This window comes from Mucilaginibacter sp. R-33, assembly GCF_049949235.1.
GTDB lineage: Bacteria > Bacteroidota > Bacteroidia > Sphingobacteriales > Sphingobacteriaceae > Mucilaginibacter.
In genome coordinates this window covers 2975622-2995747 of sequence record NZ_CP188089.1, presented here as the reverse complement: position 1 = coordinate 2995747, position 20126 = coordinate 2975622, and the positions used below count along the sequence as shown (strand labels likewise).

14 protein-coding genes are annotated in these 20126 nt (G+C 42.4%); 8 read left to right on the top strand and 6 right to left on the bottom strand.

The window, feature by feature from the left end:
- The first annotated feature begins 155 nt into the window (after window positions 1–155).
- The 3 genes from ACP26M_RS12475 to ACP26M_RS12465 all read left to right on the top strand — a co-directional run bounded on the left by ACP26M_RS12475 (window position 156) and on the right by ACP26M_RS12465 (window position 1277).
- Window positions 156–725, top strand: coding sequence for a cob(I)yrinic acid a,c-diamide adenosyltransferase (locus tag ACP26M_RS12475; protein WP_426589281.1), 570 nt, complete (start codon window positions 156–158; stop codon window positions 723–725).
- Between the two features lie 73 nt (window positions 726–798).
- Window positions 799–1020, top strand: a complete 222-nt coding sequence (locus tag ACP26M_RS12470; protein ID WP_002996718.1) for a DUF2795 domain-containing protein — start codon at window positions 799–801, stop codon at window positions 1018–1020.
- Between the two features lie 107 nt (window positions 1021–1127).
- Window positions 1128–1277, top strand: coding sequence for a lmo0937 family membrane protein (locus ACP26M_RS12465; RefSeq protein WP_110585189.1), 150 nt, complete (start codon window positions 1128–1130; stop codon window positions 1275–1277).
- 41 nt (window positions 1278–1318) lie between these two features.
- On the opposite strand, the gene ACP26M_RS12460 is transcribed toward ACP26M_RS12465, so the two are convergent.
- Together ACP26M_RS12460 and queA are read right to left on the bottom strand one after the other, a co-directional pair.
- Complete coding sequence (locus ACP26M_RS12460; protein ID WP_426589276.1) at window positions 1319–2047, bottom strand: 2-C-methyl-D-erythritol 4-phosphate cytidylyltransferase; 729 nt, start codon at window positions 2045–2047, stop codon at window positions 1319–1321.
- Window positions 2048–2349: 302 nt separating this feature from the next.
- Window positions 2350–3399: a tRNA preQ1(34) S-adenosylmethionine ribosyltransferase-isomerase QueA gene (gene queA, locus ACP26M_RS12455; protein ID WP_426589274.1), complete on the bottom strand. Its 1050-nt coding sequence runs from the start codon at window positions 3397–3399 to the stop codon at window positions 2350–2352.
- A gap of 261 nt (window positions 3400–3660) precedes the next feature.
- On the opposite strand from queA, the gene ACP26M_RS12450 reads away from it, so the two are divergent.
- Window positions 3661–4908, top strand: a complete 1248-nt coding sequence (locus ACP26M_RS12450; RefSeq protein WP_426589272.1) for an ABC transporter permease — start codon at window positions 3661–3663, stop codon at window positions 4906–4908.
- 7 nt (window positions 4909–4915) lie between these two features.
- The gene (locus ACP26M_RS12445; RefSeq protein WP_426589270.1) at window positions 4916–5449 is read left to right on the top strand and encodes a DUF3347 domain-containing protein; all 534 of its coding nucleotides are present in this window, start codon (window positions 4916–4918) and stop codon (window positions 5447–5449) included.
- Between the two features lie 321 nt (window positions 5450–5770).
- Here ACP26M_RS12445 and ACP26M_RS12440 read toward each other — a convergent pair whose 3' ends face one another.
- Window positions 5771–9052, bottom strand: coding sequence for a PAS domain S-box protein (locus ACP26M_RS12440; protein WP_426589268.1), 3282 nt, complete (start codon window positions 9050–9052; stop codon window positions 5771–5773).
- Between the two features lie 132 nt (window positions 9053–9184).
- On the opposite strand from ACP26M_RS12440, the gene ACP26M_RS12435 reads away from it, so the two are divergent.
- Window positions 9185–10471, top strand: a complete 1287-nt coding sequence (locus ACP26M_RS12435) for a citrate synthase (protein ID WP_426589266.1) — start codon at window positions 9185–9187, stop codon at window positions 10469–10471.
- A gap of 280 nt (window positions 10472–10751) precedes the next feature.
- Here ACP26M_RS12435 and ACP26M_RS12430 read toward each other — a convergent pair whose 3' ends face one another.
- The 3 genes from ACP26M_RS12430 to ACP26M_RS12420 form a co-directional block, all read right to left on the bottom strand.
- Window positions 10752–11780: a SusE domain-containing protein gene (locus ACP26M_RS12430; protein ID WP_426589264.1), complete on the bottom strand. Its 1029-nt coding sequence runs from the start codon at window positions 11778–11780 to the stop codon at window positions 10752–10754.
- A gap of 61 nt (window positions 11781–11841) precedes the next feature.
- Window positions 11842–13434, bottom strand: a complete 1593-nt coding sequence (locus tag ACP26M_RS12425) for a RagB/SusD family nutrient uptake outer membrane protein (RefSeq protein ID WP_426589262.1) — start codon at window positions 13432–13434, stop codon at window positions 11842–11844.
- Window positions 13435–13465: 31 nt separating this feature from the next.
- Window positions 13466–16480, bottom strand: coding sequence for a SusC/RagA family TonB-linked outer membrane protein (locus ACP26M_RS12420; RefSeq protein ID WP_426589259.1), 3015 nt, complete (start codon window positions 16478–16480; stop codon window positions 13466–13468).
- A gap of 350 nt (window positions 16481–16830) precedes the next feature.
- Between ACP26M_RS12420 and ACP26M_RS12415 the strand changes: the two genes are divergently transcribed.
- Complete coding sequence (locus ACP26M_RS12415; RefSeq protein ID WP_426589257.1) at window positions 16831–17967, top strand: alpha/beta hydrolase; 1137 nt, start codon at window positions 16831–16833, stop codon at window positions 17965–17967.
- 253 nt (window positions 17968–18220) lie between these two features.
- A complete protein-coding gene (locus ACP26M_RS12410; protein WP_426589255.1) occupies window positions 18221–20116 on the top strand; it encodes a RecQ family ATP-dependent DNA helicase in 1896 nt (631 codons plus the stop codon).
- The last annotated feature ends 10 nt before the right edge of the window (window positions 20117–20126 follow it).

The window sequence follows — 20126 nt, the reverse complement described above, 5'->3', positions numbered from 1 at the left end:
TGCTAAAGTATTATGAAATACAAAATTTAAGATGATAGATTTGAAATAACACTAATCATGAAAAAAAGATTTGTCGGACTTGGTTTAAATTGCCTGATAATCAATGTTAACTTTTTTGCAGTCTGATTATTGGAGGCTTATTTGTTAAATTAAGTATGAAAATATATACTAAAACGGGCGATAAAGGGTTTACCTCATTAATTGGCGGTACGCGTGTGCCCAAGCACCATATCCGCATTGAAAGCTATGGTACGGTTGATGAACTTAACTCGTACATCGGGCTTATTGGTGATCAGGATATTGATGCACATGATAAGGAGGTATTGAAGCAGATACAGGACAGATTGTTTACCATCGGCTCTTCACTGGCAGCTGACCCTGAGCGGTCACGGATGATTATTCCGGACCTGCACATGAGTGATGTGGAAATGCTGGAAACAGAAATGGATACCATGAATGAAAGCCTGCCGGCGCTTAAACATTTTATTTTACCGGGTGGCAGTAATGTGATTTCATTTTGCCATATTGCAAGATGTGTTTGCCGCCGTGCCGAGAGGATAACCGTTCAGCTTGCCGAAGAAAGTACAGTTGATGAAAAAGTGAATATTTATCTGAACAGGTTGAGTGATTACCTGTTCACTTTGGCCCGCAAAATTGCTAATGCTAATAAAATAGCTGAAAATCAGTGGATACCACGGGTTCAAAAAATTGAAAAAAAATATTGATATTCAATTTGAAAATGTTATACTTTTGCGAAAAAGTAAATTTTACTGATAATTATAAATATAAATAAAAACGATGTATTGGACACTTGAACTGGCATCGCACCTGGAAGATGCACCATGGCCCGCAACTAAAGATGAATTAATTGATTATGCTATCCGTTCAGGCGCTCCTGTTGAGGTTATCGAAAACCTTCAGGCACTTGAAGACGATGGCGAACCGTACGAAAACATAGAAGAGATCTGGCCGGATTATCCGACTAAAGACGACTTCTTCTTTAATGAAGACGAGTACTAAACACGATAGTGAAACCCTTAGCAATGAGGGTTTTTTTATTAACCGCTAATTTTGGAATGGTTTTGGTATAGGTAATTACACATTTACTTAACTAAAAACGTAACAAAATGAGAGGCTTATTGTACATTATCGCTGTTATCCTGGTTATAGGATGGCTGTTTGGAGCATTTATACACCCATTTGGGGGTGGTTTGATTCACATACTATTAGTAATAGCTATCATAGCTGTACTTTTAGGTGTAATCAGACGGGCATAACAAATTTAACCTTGTATTGCAAATCAAAAAAGCCGCAGACTTTATAGCTGTGGCTTTTTGCTTAAAAGCAGTTCGGCAATGGCGATATCTTCGGGGAAGGTGATCTTGATGTTGCTGTGATCACCTTCGGTAAGTTTTATTTCGGCGCCATATTGCTCAACAACGCTTGCATCATCTGTAAACCTGGTATCAAATGGTTGTTCATAAGCTTTTCTTAATAGCGAAGCCCTGAAGGTTTGCGGGGTTTGCACCAGGTAAATCTCATCCCTGACCAGGCTTACGGACCGGCCTTCTTTTACCTGGCGTATCGAATCGCGGCTTTTGACGGCCACTACGGCTGTACCGTGCTTAGCGGCGCATTGGTAAGCTTCATCAATAATATAAGATGAAGTAAGCGGCCGTACGGCATCCTGTACAGCAACCAGGGCTTCCTGATCGGTAATCAGGTCAAGCCCGTTCTTAACCGAATGAAAACGGGTTTCTCCGCCCGTAACCAACCGGTGAGGAATGGCAAACGAATATTCCTGAATCAATTGCTGCCAGTAAGCATGATAAGCTGCTGGTAAAACCAGTATAATGGCTGGTTTCGCCTCCGATTGCTCAAAGGCTTCAATGGTATGCATTAATACGGGTTTACCGTTAAGCAGTAAAAATTGTTTAGGTACCGCCGATCGCATCCGGCTGCCCGAACCTCCTGCTACTATGATAACGTAGTTTTTGTTTTGAGTTGTGAGATGTGAGATATGAGATGTGAGATTGGAGGCTGTCATGACTTTATTCGACTAATATCTAACAAAATTGCCTGCAAAAAAAATGAGATATTAGACTATTGTCTAATATCTCAAATCTCATATCCGCTATTCTAAATTTATCCTGTTAGACACTTAGAACGAGATGAACCTCAGTGTCCTCTGCGAGATCCCCTGAGGGGACATGAATATCTAATAAAATTGCCTGCAAAAAAAATGAGATATGAAAACAAATAGAATGTCTCAGATCTAATAAACTACAAAAAAATGAGATATGAAATCGTGGTCTCATATCTCAAATCTTATATCTCACATCTAAAAAGTTAGATGATCAGCATCGCATCACCGTAGCTGTAAAAACGATACTTTTCTTTTACTGCAATTTCGTATGCATTCATTACGTGTTCGTAACCGCCAAATGCCGAAATCATCATCAACAGTGTTGACTCAGGGGTATGGAAGTTGGTGATCATTGAGTTGGCAATGCTGAAATCATACGGCGGGAAGATGAACTTGCTGGTCCAGTCGTTAGCAGCTTTCAGGGTTTTGTTTGCCGATACAGCCGATTCAATGGCACGCATTGAAGTTGTGCCAACTGCACAGATCCGTGCTTTGCGTTCAATACCGCGGTTTACAATATCTGCTTGTTTTTGCTCAATGATAAATTGCTCCGAATCCATTTTGTGTTTGGTTAAATCCTCAACCTCAACTGGGCGGAATGTGCCTAAACCAACGTGCAAAGTAACTTCAGCAAATTCAACACCTTTTAATTCAAGGCGTTTCATAAGCTCACGGCTGAAGTGTAAACCGGCAGTAGGAGCAGCAACGGCGCCTTCATGTTTAGCGAAAATGGTTTGGTAACGCTCTTTATCCTCGGCGGTAGCTTTTCGTTTAATGTATTTAGGCAGTGGTGTTTCGCCTAAAATTTCAACGTTACGACGGAATTCTTCGTCGGTACCGTCAAACAAAAAGCGGATGGTACGGCCGCGTGAAGTGGTGTTGTCAACAACTTCTGCAATCAGCAAATCGTCATCGCCAAAATATAATTTATTGCCTACGCGTATTTTACGGGCCGGGTCAACCAGTACATCCCATAAACGCAGTTCTTTATTCAATTCGCGCAGCAAAAATACTTCGATGGTAGCACCGGTTTTTTCTTTGTTGCCATATAAACGGGCAGGGAAAACTTTAGTATTATTAAGGATCATTACATCCTTATCATCAAAATAATCCAGCACGTCTTTAAATATTTTATGCTCAATTTTGCCCGAATCTTTGTGTAAAACCATTAAACGTGATTCATCGCGGGTGGCAGAGGGTGTATGGGCGATAAGGGATTCAGGTAAGTTGAATTTAAATTGAGATAATTTCATGCTTGTTTTTATGAATTTTCAAGGGCGCAAATGTACGAATTTTTTTGTTAATTTAACAGATTTTTTTAAGAAGCAGTTTAATTACACTACCGTTATATTAGTTGCAAAATACTGTAACTTAAATCATGTACTGTTGTCTAAAAAAATATGAGCAGGCGGCTTAACGTATCAGTAATAAAAAACGCCCGTTATATTACTATTACCTCCACGCTTTAACCGTGCAATTAAAATTGATTAACAAGTAAGATCAAAATAAGTTATATGCTTTTTTTAAAACTTTTAAGGGAAAGTTTTTTGTTTGCCGGCGATGCCCTGCGGCAGAACAAAACACGCACGTTGCTGTCATTGCTTGGGGTGACAATTGGTATATTTACTATCATAGCTGTACAATCGGCAGTTGATACCCTGCGTAATAACCTGCAAAACAGTGTTAATAAGCTGGGTAATAACAGTATATATGTGCAAAAGTGGCCCTGGGTAGGCGGGAGCGATTTCCCCTGGTGGAAATACCTGCAAAGGCCCGAATCTGACCTTCGCGATTTTAACGAGCTTTCGCGCCGTATCACAACAGCCGAGGCACTATCATACGAAATAAATATTGATAACCGTACTATAAAGTATAGAAGCAACACGGTTGAAGGCGCGCAGGTGGATGCTGCATCGCAGGATCATGACAAAACCTGGAATTTTGACCTCGAGAGCGGTCGTTACTTTACTGAAATGGAATCAAAAACCGGAGCGCCTATAACCGATATAGGTTATGATATAGCCCAGGCCCTTTTCCCCGATGGCGATGCAGTAGGCAAGCAGATCAAGGTGATGGGCCGGTATGTGACCATTGTAGGCGTGTTTTCAAAACAGGGGAAGGATATGCTTGGTATCTCTACAGATAAGGAGGTGCTGCTGCCCCTCAACTTTGCGCGCAACTTAATTGATATCCAAAGTTCAAAATACGGTCCGTCAATTATTGTCCGTGGTAAAAAAGGCATCCCTACCGATGATGTTGAAAGCGAGATCAAAGGGTTGATGCGTTCTATCAGGAGGCTGCGACCCGGAGCTGATGATAATTTTTCGTTAAACCGTACAACCATGATCACCCAGCAGCTCGACGATCTTTTTAAAGTGGTTAACATTGCCGGTGCTATCATTGGCGGGTTCTCGATTTTAGTTGGTGGTTTTGGTATAGCCAATATCATGTTCGTGTCGGTAAAGGAACGTACCAATATCATTGGGATACAAAAATCATTAGGGGCTAAAAACTATTTCATATTATTGCAGTTTTTAATTGAATCGGTGTTGCTTTGTTTTGTGGGCGGGATCATCGGGTTGTTTTTTGTATATCTGGCCACGTTTGCCGTAAAGGCCGCTTTAGATGTACAGGTAATACTTGATGCTGCTAACGTTACACGGGGCTTAAGCTATTCAATTATAATAGGGGTGATAGCTGGTATTATTCCCGCGTATTCAGCCTCGAGGCTGGACCCGGTAGAAGCTATCCGCACAAACTAATTGTAATATGAAAATAATTAAAGGATTTTGTTTTTTAGCGGCATTGGCTGTTGCCGCTGCATGTAATCAACCTGTCAAACAACAGGATACTGCTAAAGTGGATACGACTGCTGCTGCTAAGCCTGCAGCGGAAGCCCAGGTTGCGGATACAGGTAACACCAATGATGTTTTTAAGGCTTATATCGCTTTAAAAGATGAGTTCATCAAATCAGACCCCGCTGGCATAAAAACAGCCGCTACAGCTTTAGAAGGTAAGCTTTCGGGTATAAAAGGTTGCAGCGAAACGGCTACTGTGGCGCACCAGATAAGCAATGCAGCGGATATCAAAGCCCAGCGCGAGGCATTTTTGGTATTAAGTAAAGATGTTATCGCTTTGGTAAAAGGTGCGAAATTCAAGTCGGCGCCAATTTATGTTGACTTTTGCCCGATGGCCGATGGGGGGAAAGGGGGATACTGGCTTTCGTCAACAAAACCTATCGTAAACCCGTATTTTCCGGAACACATGAAAGAGTGCGGAACTGTGAAGGAACAGATTAACTAAGACCGCCGATCCTTCTTGATTACGCTGATTGCGTTGATGATATTTTAAAGTGACAGGCAATACCTGTCGCTTTTTTATTTTTAACCATGATTTTCATGATTGAAGGATTTTGTGATATTTTAAAGAGTATTTGCATACTGATCGCTTCGCTGCCCGTAGACTTCGTCTACGGACGATTTATGCATGTGACTCCAGGCATAGTTTATTCGAAGTCATAGGCTTCGAATAACGGGGACTTCGAATAGCGGAGGTTTTTAAACCTTCAGCCTTTAACCTTTTACCTTTCGCCTCGACCCGAAATCGAACATCCGAAATCAGAAATTACACTGATAGTTTGATATGTTTTGCCAACTTGCTGTACAGTACTTCAGGAACAAAAGGTTTAGTCAGATAATCACACATACCCGCTTCGAGTGCTTGTTGATAGGTTTCGGGCATAGCGTCGGCCGTGAGGGCTATGATGGGCAAGTCGGGCTGAGTTTGTTTAATCACCGCCGTTGCTTCAAAGCCGTTCATAACCGGCATCTGCAGGTCCATAATAATAAGGTCATAAGAATTTTGGTTAACCAGGTCGACAGCTATTTGCCCATTTGATGCTTCCTGAACCTGGGCATTCCAGCGCCTCAAAAATTTGCCGGCTATCATCAGGTTCATTTTGTTGTCATCAACAACTAAAATATTCATACCCAGTAAGTTGTTATCTGGCGCATTCGCCGTAACAGCAACCTGTTTCAGAGCAGCGGCCTCAGGAGCGAGGGTAAAGTTTATAGCAAAACTAAATGTAGTACCCTTACCCAGTTCGCTTGATACAGCAATTGTACCTTTATGCAGCTCAACCAGTCGTTTGGTAATAGCGAGGCCTAAGCCAGTACCTCCATAATCATTATCAATTACCTGTTGGTCCTGCATAAAAGGATCAAAAACAATGTTGAAGCTTTCGGGCGAAATACCTATACCTGTATCGGTAACCGCAAATTTAATATTAACGGTGTTTGGGGTTATCACATCCTTATCCAAACGGATAATAACCTTACCTGCATGTGTAAATTTAATGGCATTACTGATCAGGTTATTAAGTATCTGACTCAGCCGCATCGCATCTCCAATTAAATCTCCGGGAATGGTATCATCTGCTATCAATTCAAGTATTAGCTTTTTTTCGGCCGCCTTTGGCTCAAAAGATTGCTTTATTTTATGGATTAACTGGTGAATGTTGAACCTCGAGTTATTCAGTTCCAGCTTGCCGGCCTCAATCTTATTATAATCTAAAATGTCATTGATAATGGCCAGCAGGTTTTCGCCCGAAAACTTCAGCGTATTGAGGTATTCCATCTGTTCGGGCCTAGGGTTTTCGTCAAGCAGCAGGTTGGTTGTGCCAATAACCGCGTTCATCGGCGTACGGATCTCATGGCTCATGATGGATAAAAATTCCGACTTGAATTTTGACGACTTTTCGGCCATTTCCTTAGCCCAGATCAGGTCCTGCCGTGCTTTCTCCTGGTCTGTTATGTCTTCGCCAAGCGCTGTGGTCTCCTTAAAAATACCGTTATCATCATAAAATACCGTATTTTGCCAACTTATGATCCGTTGCTCGCCGTTACGGCAAATAATAGGATTAATATAATGCGGTAAAAAACTGTCATTTATAAACCAGCTCTTTAAAAAATCTTTCAGATCATCGGGGATAAAATTGTCCATCCAATTCATGCCAATGATTTCGGCTTGGGTATATCCTACCAGGTTTGCCAGGTATTTATTGCAAAAGGTAACAATACCGCTGCCATTAACCGTTATGGCTACCATATTAACGGTTTCTAATACCTGCCGGTACTTGCTTTCGACGTTTCTGAAATCAAGCTCGGCCTGTTTGCGATCCGTAATATCCTGCAGGGTGCCTATAATTTTACGCACACTGCCATCTTCATTATAAAGACGTTTGCCGGCTATAATGGCCAGGTGCTTAATATTGCCGCCAGAAGTTATGATGCGGTATTCATAGGATGAATCCATGTTGCTTAACTCGTTACGCAATAAGCTCCTGACAATAAACCTGTCTTTAGGATGTACATGCTTAAGCAGTAACTTTACAAAACAGCGCTGGCACGAAGATGTATTCTGGTCAAGCTCATAAATGCTGTTCAACTCTTCCGACCAGGACAGGCGATGCGATGCCACATCATATTTCCAGTTGCCTATTTTAGCAATGGCCTGGGCTTCCATCAATTCAAGCTGGCTTAGTTTAACTGCTTTATCGGCAAGGCGGGCCTCGGTAATATCCTGGATAATACCAAATGTGCGTGTAACTGTATCTGACAGTAATTTCTTTTCGCCTCGTTGGATCCTGATATATTTTAACTTGCCCGTAGGTGTGATAAATTTATGCTCAAGTTGGTTTTGTGTTGTTGTACGGATGGACGCAAGGTATTCAAAAACGTTCTCCCTGTCGTCAGGATGTACCAGGCTTATGTAATATTGAAAGTGGTTCATGCCGGCAGGAATATCTTCAATCCCGAGCAGATCATTAAGGTTGGCCGACCAAAACGTTTCCTTAGTCTCGTGGTCGTACCACCAGTTGCCTATTTTTGCAATGTTTTGAGCTTCAAGTAACAAGCCTTCGTTTTCCTTAAGGGCCCGTTCATATTTCTTTTGCTCGGTTATATCCACCACCGAAGCCGAGATCCGGCCGGTATAACCTGTTGTTTTATCAAAAACAGGAGTAAAGTTAGCTGTAAAGGAATGTCCGCTGTCGTAATCAGATAAAAACTCTATTGATATGGGTTTGCGGTTTTCTATTACGTAGTTTAAAGCGCTGTCATACTTTTCGGCTTTTTGCGGGCCCACTACCTTATCGAGTGTTTTGCCAATCGCTATCCGCGGATCAACTATGCGCTCGGTCATTTCATTAAACCAAACATTAATACAGGTTTTGCTTTCATCAAACTCAAAAATGATGTCGTTTAGCGAGTTAATGAGCGCGTTGAGATGATTACGACTTTCACGCAGCCTGGCGTCATTAACCATATGGCTTTGATTAAGCTTCATCACGTTATTAACAGCATTTTTTAGCTGGTATTGATAAGCCATCACCACTAAAAATGAGACATAGGCTATTACAGTGAAAACCAAAATAAGTACTATCAGCACTGCGGGCGAAATGGCAAGCCTGGGCGCGGTAAAATAGGCGGTTATAATAGCTGCAAGGTTAGCTTCGCAGATAATTATGAATTCCCTGCTTTTTTTGCAAAAAAGGGTTAAGGCAATAAAAATGGTAATTGCGCTAAACAGGTACACATGTTCAAACCCGTTTTTGCCAAGTAAAATGCAGTTATTTATGACCAGGAAAGACAATACGGTAGCAAAGACCCCTGTTTTATAAAAAACCTTATTGTTAATGAAAGAAAAAAATAGTGTGATAGCACAAAAAAAACAGTTTATAGCCCTTAGCCAAAAAGGATCATAAGAATTGTTGAGGCAAAGATAATGTAACGAAGGACTTGCAATAAATAACCCTATGAGTAAAAGGCGGTAAACGGTAGCTTGGTTTTGGATCATTACCAATGAGTTACCTTTTAACGACATGTTTTGCAGTAATTTTTTAATCAATTATTAACGTCTATAAGCATAAATACAGGTTGTAAAATAATAAATTTGGCCGAAAATTTTTACAAACAGTAAATTATATTAGCGGTTATTAATACGCAGATTTATTTACATTTGTTGCAGATACAAATTTCTATGGCGGAAACAGCACAACTAAAAATTGGTGATAAAACATTTGAGCTCCCGGTAATTGAGGGCACTGAAGGTGAAAAGGCAATCGATATTTCTAAGCTTCGCGATCAAACCGGTTATGTAACACTTGATATCGGGTACAAAAATACAGGCGCTACCAAAAGCGCCATTACTTTTTTAGATGGCGAGCAGGGAATACTTAAATATCGTGGTTATCCAATTGAGCAATTAGCCGAAAAATCATCATTTATTGAAGTTGCTTATTTGCTGGTCTATGGCGAGCTGCCATCTGCCGAAAAGCTAAAATTATTCCAGTATGAGCTAAGCCGCCATACTTTGGTGCATGAGGATATGAAAAAGTTTTTTGATGGCTTTCCATCAAAATCGCACCCGATGGGACAGCTGTCGTCGTTGGTATCTGCATTATCGGCTTTTTATCCCGAATCATTAAAGCCATCCCAAACCACCGAAGAGCTTAACCAGAGCATTATTAAAATGCTTGCTAAAATGGCTACCGTGGTTTCATGGATCTATAAAAAATCATTAGGGCACCCGGTTATCTATCCTCAAAATAAATACGATTACGTTACCAACTTCCTGCACATGACCTTTGGTCAGCGTACAGAGGAGGTGGAGATTGATCCGGTGGTTATTGACGCTATGAACAAGTTGTTGATTTTACATGCCGATCATGAGCAAAACTGTTCTGCTTCTACCGTTCGCATCGTAGGTTCGTCCGATTCTAATATTTATGCTTCAGTATCTGCAGGTATCTCTGCGCTTTGGGGCCCGTTACATGGCGGCGCCAACCAGGCTGTAATTGAAATGCTGGAGAAGATCAAAGAAGATGGTGGCGATACTGATAAATGGATTGCCAAGGCTAAAGACAAAAACGATCCTTTCCGTTTAATGGGTTTTGGTCACCGCGTTTATAAAAACTTTGATCCGCGTGCAAAGATCATTAAAAAAGCCTGCGACGATATTTTAGAAAAGCTGGGAGTTAATGACGAGGTACTGGAAATAGCCAAAAAACTGGAAGAAGTTGCCCTGAAAGATCCATACTTTGTTGAGCGAAAACTTTATCCTAATGTTGATTTTTACTCGGGTATCATTTACCGCGCCTTAGGCTTCCCTACAGATATGTTTACTGTACTGTTCGCCCTTGGCCGTTTACCTGGATGGATTGCTCAATGGAAAGAAATGAAAGAAAACAAAGAACCTATCGGTCGTCCGCGCCAGATTTACGTTGGCGCCACCTCTAAAGAGTATGTGGAGATAGCAAAACGGTAATTTTTTTGGTTTATGGTTTATGGATCATAGTTCATAGAAGAAATTATATAAAAATAGAAAGCGATGGGGGATGACTTCATCGCTTTTTTTGACCGCTGATTTTTGATTTTGATTAATATGATTACGCTGATTTGCTAATCTTATTATTTGATAATACTAAACGAGGGAATCAACGAAATCAGCGTGATCATTCGTCAAAAATCAACGGTCAAAAAGAAACCCCGCAGGTTTTCACCATGCGGGGCCATATAAATAAATCAATCAACTACAATGTTTAAGCTTAAAGCTTAGTAATAGTAAAAGTGTTGGCGTTGGCATTTAATACAATTTTGTACGTGCCGCCGGTTGTAATGGTGTAATTAGCTCCGCCTGGAGTAAGTGCACCTGGCGTACCGCCTAAGTTTAAATCCCAGCTGTGATTAAACCTGAATTTTATATCCTTGCCCCCAATTAAAGCAGCGGTAACGCTCCAGGTTTTGGTGGTAGCGTCATAAAGCATATCGGTATCAGTGCCCCAGCCGCCCGGAGTAGCATCGCCAATAATGCTCCAAAATACAGGGGTAGCAGTAAATGTGCCTTTTGTTTTATCGTTTTGATCAATAACAGCATGCAATGCATAGTATCCTGCGGCAGGTACCGAAAGGTTACCGCCGGTAGTACTTATTTTTCCGCTGCCTGCATCACCGTATGCTACGTCCCAAACCTTTTTAGGAGTAAGTTTAAATTCAAGCTTACCAACAGGGAAACCGATATAGCCATCATACACACCATCATTATTTGGTGAAGTGAGGCTGTCGGCAGTTTTGGGGTCCCATCCCTGGTAAGCGCCGGGAACATAAATATAGCCTGTACCCTGGTACGGCAATACGGTTAACGTAATAACATTTGAGTAAGTGGCAGCCAGGTTTGGAGCAGCCGATGATTTGATGCGCACTTCAACCTGCGACGGGCTATCATAAGATAATTTCAGCGCGGTTAACATATCGTTAAGTGCACCTACCTTTAGTGTTTGGGTTAGTTTATCCGTGCTTACTTCCCTCGCGTTTTTGAAATTATTGCCTTTTACGTCTAACTGTATAGTGTAGGTAATAGGAGCATTGTAACCTGTTACCGGGGTTGCAGCCCAGCTAAAGGTAATAGCATCATTATTAGCATTGGGTTTAGATAGTGCGGGGGCGGTTGTTGTTGAAGTTAAAGCACCCACTTTGCCCACATTTGCTACAACCTTTACTTCGTCCTTTTTACATGACGCCAGCATCAGCAGTGCGATACCGCCAAATGCGAGGAGCGTGGTAAATATTTTTTTCATATCCTTTTTTAGGTTTTATGGTTTTGCGGGAGATGCTTTAAAGTTATCTCCCGGTATATTATTAATATCCTGTATTTTGTTTCAGATTAGGGTTGGCTGTAACATCTGCCGATGGTAACGGATATACCGTGCGGAAGCTTTCAACGCCTTTTCCATCTTTTGAACCGCCTTTAAACGGCCATAAATAGGTAGCTTCAACAAACTTTTTATAACGGATAAGGTCGGTACGGCGGAAACCTTCCCAGTACAGTTCACGTCCTCTTTCATCAAGCAACAGGTCGGTTGTTAAAGCGGTTAACTGGCCGGTGGTAGCACTTTGATAAGCGCGGGCCCTTAATTTGTTAATATAGCTTAAAGCAAGTGCGGCATCGCCGCCACCGCCGCGTGTAGTAGCTTCGGCATAAATCAAATATTGTTCAGCTAAACGGAAAATAGGAAGGTCCATATCTGCATAATCCAAACTTTGCGGGGCACCGCCATTTATCTTAACATCTTTGAATTTGCTGATAGCGTAGCCATCGGTAAAGGTGCTTATGGTGTTGATATCGATGTTTTGGCCATCGGTGTAAAACTGGGCACGTTTATCGGCACTCGAGGCGCCTCCCGGAAACAGGTTTACAAAAGCTTTGGTTGTACGTAAACCAGCCCATCCGCCTGCAATACCATAATCAGCGGCAGGCATTGAGCCACCAACGGGAGCATGGGTCATAAATGTGGCGCCACCATAGCTTTGTGTATGCAAACCATCATAGTTAATGGTTAAGATAAACTCATTTTTATTGAGGTTGTTATCGGCACGCATTAACTTGGTATAATCTGAAACCAGGGTATAACCGGCATCAATTACCTTTTTTGAATAGGTTACGGCTGCTGCATAATTAGCTGTACCGGTATAAACCTCAGCATTAAGATAGATCCTTGCTAACAAAGCCCAGGCAGCTGCTTTATCCGCGCGGCCATATTCGTTAGTGCGGGCATCAGCGAGTCCTCCATCAATTGCTTTAAGCTCGCCTTCAATATAGGTAAACAGATCTTTACGGCTTATCTGCTTTGGCAGCGGACCGCCCAGCGGATCGTTTTCTGTAACAAATGGAGGGGCAGCAAACAAGTCCATCAAAATTGAATACTGGTAAGCCCTTAAAAAGCGGACTTCCGCTACATACTGGTGAACTTTATCGGCATCAGCACCTTTAATACCCCTGCTGCTCAGGTTCGCATCAGACGATTGGCGAATAAAATCATTCGCCAGGGTAATCTGGTACATACACCTGTAATATAAGCCGGTTAAAAAAGTATTGCTTGATGACCAGGTCATGCTGTGAAAATCCGGCAAGCCAACATCGCCCCAGCCTACAACTGCCTCATCAGTGGGTAATTCTTCGGCGCACCAATACAGCCGGAAGAAATCAGAAGTACCTTCATCAATCCCCTGGATATCCTTGGTATTATCATCGCCGGCAGGGCCTTTGTTCCCGGTTAATGCATATGCACCATAAACTTTGGCAAATGCCTGTTTATAACCTTCGGGGGTGCTGTAAACTTGTGCTGAAGTAACATCATTGGTAGGCAGCAGATCGAGCTTTTTAGTACACGATGTAAGTCCGCCTGCAATCAGGGCCGCAGTTGTTATATATTTTACTGAATGTCTTTTCATGTTAATTTTTCTTTATTGTTGATTAACGATGTTATAATGAAAGATTAAGACCTAACACATAAGTACGCGGGCGCGGATAAAAGTTGTTATCGATACCGTTGTTAACCTCAGGGTCAAGGCCTTTATATTTGGTAATCACAAATACGTTTTGCACGTTAGCGCTTAACCTAAGGTTACCTGTGTTGTGAAATACTTTACCAAAATTATAACCTACGTTAACGTTATCCATACGGATAAATGAAGCATTTTGTATGTAGTAGTCTGATAGCCTGCTTTTATCAAAAGAGCCGGTCATACCGGTTTCAAGCAGGTTGGTTGAGGCATTGTTTAAGATACCTATGCCATTGAATATGCTAAGCTGAGTTCCAGAACCCGCGAATACATTATTATAAACATAGTTGCCAACGCTTGCCCTTGCAACAAAACCGGCCGACCATTTTTTATAGTTAACATTTGAGCTTAAACCGAAATAGCCTTTAGGGTCGGAGCTTTTGTAACGGTATAGATCGTTTTCATTAACTATGCCATCTTTATTTCTGTCAACGTATACACCGTCTAAAGGTCGGCCGTCGCTGCCGTAAACCTGCTGATAAACGTAGAAGGAGTTACGCGGGTAACCAACAGAGTTGATCTGGATGGTGTTGCCTGTACCGCCTGATATAGCGCCGGTTGGTGCGCCGGGGTAGCTTGGGTCAGGGGCTAGTGTCAATTTGGTGATTTTGTTGGTATTGTAAGTAGCGTTAAGGTTAACATTCCAGGTAACATCTTTGGTTCTGATCACATCAGCGCTCAGGTTTAACTCTATGCCATTGCTGGTTAAGTCGCCAATGTTGGCTACAATGTAGTTAGTAAAGTTGGTACCTGCCGGCTGAGGGATCTTGTTTAATAACTTTGATGTTTTACGGTGATAATAATCAATAGTACCTGTAATGCGATTATCTAAGAAACCAAAATCAATAGCTAAGTTAGTTGAAGCTGTTTGCTCCCAGGTACGGAGTGCATAGTAACCACCCGGACGATATAAATTATAAAAGGCATCGCCAAATTGGTACTGTGCTGTGTTGGTACTCAGGTTATAGAATGAGATGACATCATAGTTACCGATACCATCCTGCTGGCCCGTAACACCATAGCCCGCACGTATTTTCAGATCAGACAAAGCTGTTATGCCTTTAAACATCGATTCTTCTTTCAGTTTCCATGCAAATGCAACTGAAGGGAACGTACCAAACCTTTGGTTGGGGTTAAATTTTGATGAACCATCACGGCGTACAGTACCGGTTAAAATGTATTTATCTTCAAATACATAATTTAAACGACCGTAAACTGATATCAGCCTGTTTTCGGGTTTATCAAACGCATAGATGGGGTTAGTGCCCGGCTGCTCAGTACCATCATGGGCAAAATTGCCAAAGTTGTAGTTGGTGATCGAGAAATCCTGGTATGAGTAACCTGCTACGGCATCAATATGGCTCGCTATGCTTTTCAGATCTTTAGCGTAGCTTAAGTAGCCTTCAAATATGGTATTTTTTTGCGTTTGTTTGTATTGGTTATTTAAGCCACGGCGCGTAACACCTTTTGCATCAAGAAATCCCTTGTAGTTAGAAGCAGCACTATCCGGAATGATAACGTGCCCTGTGCCTTTTGAAACATCATAACCTAAGTTAACATTGGCATGTAACTCCGGCAAAAAGTGGAATTTATAATCTAATTGCAGGTTGCCGATGCTGCGGTAAACAGTACTTCGGTTGTCCTGCTGCTCCAATAAACCGAGCGGGTTTAAGGTAGCAAGGTCTTTTAAGCCGCCGCCTGGTTTTGTAGGGTCATTAAGCCATTCCCAATAACCGCCAAAACGGCCGTTGCCTGAATAGACCGGTTTGGTAGGGTCAAAGCTTACAGCCGAGCCTATAGCGCCTTCATTGGCAAACCTTTGTTTAACCTGCGCGCCTTTGGCGTTTAAATTAACTTTCAGGTGATCGGTAAAAAAGCTTGGGCTTAAATTGATAGCGCCTGTTATACGTTGCATTGAACTGGTTTTTAAAACACCGTCCTGGTCAAGATAACCTGCCGATACGCGGTAAGGCAGGTGTTTTGCCGCGCCTGATATGCTGATATTATTATCAGTAGTGATACCTGTTTGGTAGATCTGCTTTTGCCAGTCGGTGCTTGCAGTACCTAAAAGTGCTTTTTGAGCAGCCGTACCGTTAGTGTTAACATAGTCGCGTACCTGGTCGGCGGTCAGCACCGATGCTTCTTTAGGGATTTTGCTTGCCGAAACCTGTGAACTGAAATCAATAACCGGTTTGCCGCTTTTGCCTTTTTTGGTTGTGATCAAAATAACACCGTTTGATGCCCTATTACCATAGATGGCCGATGCAGAAGCGTCTTTTAATACCGAAAACGATTCGATATCGTTAGGGTTGATGAGGCTTAGAGGGTTAGCTGCACCGGATATGCTGCTGTTGCTGATAGGCACACCATCAATAACAATAAGCGGATCGTTACTTGCGCTTAATGAAGCACCCCCACGGATACGAATCGTACTACCTGCACCAGGCGCGCCACTGTTTGATATTACGGATACACCTGCAACCTTACCGGCAATTAATTGCTCGGGGGTGGTAATAACGCCTTTTTGAAAATCTTTAGCGGTTACATTGGTGATAGAGCCTGAAAGATCTTTTTTACGCTGGGTACCGTAACCTATAACTACTACCTCGTTAAGGCTTTTGCTTTCGGGAGCGAGGCTGAAGTTTTCGACCGTTGTGCCGTTAACGGTTACTGTTTTTTTGATGGTAATATAACCGATAAATTTTACACTTAGGGTGTAAGTACCGGCTTTAACATTGTTAATGGCGTAGTTACCATTAGGGTCGGTAGTTGAACCAATAGTGGTACCATCGACAGTAACCGTAGCACCGGGGAGGGGCTGGTTGGTTTCGTCAGATACCTTTCCTTTAATACTCCCGGTTTGTGAAAACGCCATGAATGACATCATCAGGAAAGCACAAAGAAGAACATACTTTTTTGAGTAATTTTTTCTCATTTACTTATTGATTTTTATGAATAAAAAAAGGCTTATTTTGCCGTCTATAATTGGTTTATTATTGTGGCCGAAACAGCATGCGACTAATTTACATTTACAAATATCAATTGCAAATTTTATATAAAAGATAATTTTAAAGCGTTTAATTAAGGCTTTTTTAACTTTAACGAAATATTGAAGTTTGTTAAATTAGTGGGAAAAAATTATTGTTTTTATGCGAAATTTAGATTTAAACGCATATTTGTGAAATAAGTAAGTGTCAGGTGTACACAATAGGTGATTTTACTTTTATGCAACTCAATTCCGGGAACGTTCCCGGCAACGTTCCCGGTTTTTAGCTTTTTATGATGATGAAAAAAATATTTTTCTGCGCGTTTTTGCTTTTTGGCCAAAATTTTTTGCTTTTTAGCCAGGTGAAAATCTCTTTTTTTACCGCCAAAATTGCAGCCCTGAAAAGCCCGTCTGAATACCTGTTTCTGGCAGGTGATTTTAATGGCTGGAACCCTGCCGATAAGACCTGGGAACTTGTTAAAAACAACAAGGGAAGTTATACCTTAAACAAGCAATTACCTGCCGGCATTATCCATTTTAAAGTAACCCGCGGCAACTGGAATACAGTAGAATGTGACGCCACAGGCAAAGCCATCGAAAACAGAACTCTCAAGATACAAGGTGATACAACTGTTCGGCTTGATATAGCTGGCTGGCAGGATAATTTTGCACAGCCTGAAAAGAAGCACACAGCTACAGAGAGGGTGTATGTAATCAGCGAACAATTTGAGATGCCGCAATTAGGCAGACAGCGGAGGGTTTGGATCTATTTACCGGCAGGTTATGAGGCAGACAAAAAGAAATACCCGGTAATTTACATGCACGATGGGCAAAACCTTTTTGATGAATACACCTCAAGCTATGGCGAATGGGGGATTGATGAGCTCATGGATAGGATACCTGTTCAACAGGAAAGCATCATAGTGGGTATCGATCATGGTGGCGAGTACCGCATAACCGAGTATGACCCGTATAATTCAAAATATGGTGAAGGCAGGGGAGACGATTATGTTCAATTTTTGATTAAAGAGCTTAAGCCATATATTGATGCTCATTACCGTACCCAAACTGATGCCGCGCACACAACAATTGCGGGCAGCTCCATGGGGGGACTTATCTCGATGTATGCGGCACTTAAATATCCCGGGGTGTTCGGAAATGCAGGGATATTTTCGCCCGCATTCTGGATAGCGCCGCAAATTTATGACCAGGCACAACAGGCTGTAGTAAATAAAAATAGCCGTTTTTATTTTGTTTGCGGTGATGCAGAAAGCGCCAGTATGGTAGCCGATATACAAAAGATGGCCGATTTGATGAAATCAAGAGGGGTAAAACCCGAAAATGCGCCGGTCACGGTAATCAAAGGCGCAAGCCACAATGAAAAGCAATGGAACGGCGACTGGCCTGGGTTTTATAAATGGTTGATGGAGTTTTAATTAACTAACTGTTTTGCGTTAGCGATAGTAGCGGATAACGGCCAAGCGGCTAAGGCCTGCGCAGTATGAGTGGATAGCGCGGGCCGAAGGTGACGCCCACAATGTTAATTTGGGATTTCGGATGTCCGATTTCGAATTTCCTTTGCATCTGTAAACCCTTAATTCTATAAATTCTGATTCCGACCTTAACGTTCTATCCATAACCCGCCCAAATTTCCCTTAAATTTAATAGTTTTGAGGTCAGCGTTTACCCATGACCATCGAAGAAATATTAAAACAATACTGGAACCATGATACGTTCAGGCCCATGCAGGCTGAGATCATCCAGTCTGTTTTATTAGGAAATGATACTTTGGCGCTGTTACCTACCGGTGGCGGTAAATCAGTTTGTTTCCAGGTGCCGGCGTTGGCTAAAGAGGGGATCTGTATAGTGGTGTCGCCGCTTATTGCGCTCATGAAAGACCAGGTTGAAAACCTGCGGGCCAAAGGCATCAACGCGATATCGATAGTATCGGGCATGGGGCATCGCGAAATTGACCTGGCGCTGGATAATTGCATTTATGGCTCCGTGAAATTCTTGTACTTGTCGCCCGAGCGCCTGCTGAGCGAATTGGTGCGCGAGCGGGTGAAGTACATGAAAGTAAACCTGTTTGCTATTGATGAGGCGCATTGTATTTCGCAATGGGGTTATGATTTCAGGCCACCGTATCTGCATATTGCCGATTTGAGGGAACTGCACCCTAACGTGCCTGTGCTTGCCCTTACAGCAACAGCTACCGCCGATGTTAAGGCAGATATTCAGGAGAAACTAAAATTCAAAAACCCGGTAGTTTACCAGCAAAGTTTTGAACGACGCAATATCAGTTATGTGGTGCAGCATGAAGAAGATAAGTTCCGTAAAATGCTCAAGATCGTACGCGGTGTTAAGGGAAGCGGCATTGTATATGTACGGAGCAGGAAGGAGACTTTTGAGATAGCAAAGTTCCTGATAGATAACGGTATACGGGCCGATTATTACAACGCAGGCCTTACTGTTGACCAGCGCGCCGAAAAGCAGGAGGCCTGGAAAAATAACCGGGTACGGGTGATCGTGGCTACCAATGCTTTTGGTATGGGGATAGATAAGCCGGATGTACGGTTTGTGATCCACAAGGATGTTCCCGAAAGTTTGGAAGCCTATTACCAGGAAGCCGGCCGGGGTGGCCGCGACGGTAATAAAGCTTTTGGCGTATTGCTATATAACCCTGCCGATAAGCTGAAACAGGAAAAGATGTATGAGCTTAATTTTCCATCGGTTGAGGAGATTAAGCAGGTATACCATAACCTGGCCAATTATTACCAGGTGGCTTATGAGGCCGGCGAAGGCTTAAGCTTTGATCTCGACCTTGGCGAATTTTGCAGCCGCTTTAAGCTCGATGCTATTAAAACACTCAACGCCCTTAAGTTTTTAGAGCGCGATGAATACCTGGCTTTTAACGAAAGCGTATTTTTGCCCTCGCGTTTTCAGTTTGAGGTAGTTAACGAGCAACTATACAACTTCCAGATCCAGAACGCCGGCTGGGACCCGTTTATCAAAACCCTGCTGCGCTCATACGGTGGCGCGTTTGAAAATTATGTGCGTATCAAGGAGTTTGATATCGCAAGGCGAACAGGTTTAAGCGTTCAGCAGGTTATTGAGGGGATGTTACAGTTGCAGCAATACGGCCTGATAAGCTATATGCAGCAAACAGATAAGCCCCAGGTTACCTATTTAAAACCACGGGTACAGGGAAGCCACCTCATTATCGACAGGAAATATATTGAGCAGCGCAAAGAAGTATACCGTCAAAAAATGGAAGCTGTGTTTGCCTACGCCATTCATAAACGCTGCCGGAGCCAGATGTTGCTGGCTTATTTTGATGAACCAAATGGCCGTAAATGCGGGATCTGCGATGTTTGCCTTGAGGAAAAACGCAGGGTAAATCAAGACGAAATTTTCGACAACATCACCACCGAAATAGTACAATTGCTCAGTATTAGCAACCCCGATATCGGCGGACTGATAACCGGGATCAACATCGGTACCGAAAAAGAAAAAATGGAGGCCGTACGCCTGCTGCTCGATGCAGGAAAGATTAAAACTGATGGTGAGGCTTATTATTTAAGTTGATAGGTTGTAT

Coding starts and splice junctions, on each gene's coding strand:
- ACP26M_RS12430 (WP_426589264.1), bottom strand. CDS start 11,780: ATGAAAAAAATATTTACCACGCTCCTCGCATTTGGCGGTATCGCACTG.
- ACP26M_RS12475 (WP_426589281.1), top strand. CDS start 156: ATGAAAATATATACTAAAACGGGCGATAAAGGGTTTACCTCATTAATT.
- ACP26M_RS12420 (WP_426589259.1), bottom strand. CDS start 16,480: ATGAGAAAAAATTACTCAAAAAAGTATGTTCTTCTTTGTGCTTTCCTG.
- ACP26M_RS12460 (WP_426589276.1), bottom strand. CDS start 2,047: ATGACAGCCTCCAATCTCACATCTCATATCTCACATCTCACAACTCAA.
- ACP26M_RS12435 (WP_426589266.1), top strand. CDS start 9,185: ATGGCGGAAACAGCACAACTAAAAATTGGTGATAAAACATTTGAGCTC.
- queA (WP_426589274.1), bottom strand. CDS start 3,399: ATGAAATTATCTCAATTTAAATTCAACTTACCTGAATCCCTTATCGCC.
- ACP26M_RS12470 (WP_002996718.1), top strand. CDS start 799: ATGTATTGGACACTTGAACTGGCATCGCACCTGGAAGATGCACCATGG.
- ACP26M_RS12410 (WP_426589255.1), top strand. CDS start 18,221: ATGACCATCGAAGAAATATTAAAACAATACTGGAACCATGATACGTTC.
- ACP26M_RS12465 (WP_110585189.1), top strand. CDS start 1,128: ATGAGAGGCTTATTGTACATTATCGCTGTTATCCTGGTTATAGGATGG.
- ACP26M_RS12450 (WP_426589272.1), top strand. CDS start 3,661: ATGCTTTTTTTAAAACTTTTAAGGGAAAGTTTTTTGTTTGCCGGCGAT.
- ACP26M_RS12425 (WP_426589262.1), bottom strand. CDS start 13,434: ATGAAAAGACATTCAGTAAAATATATAACAACTGCGGCCCTGATTGCA.
- ACP26M_RS12415 (WP_426589257.1), top strand. CDS start 16,831: ATGAAAAAAATATTTTTCTGCGCGTTTTTGCTTTTTGGCCAAAATTTT.
- ACP26M_RS12445 (WP_426589270.1), top strand. CDS start 4,916: ATGAAAATAATTAAAGGATTTTGTTTTTTAGCGGCATTGGCTGTTGCC.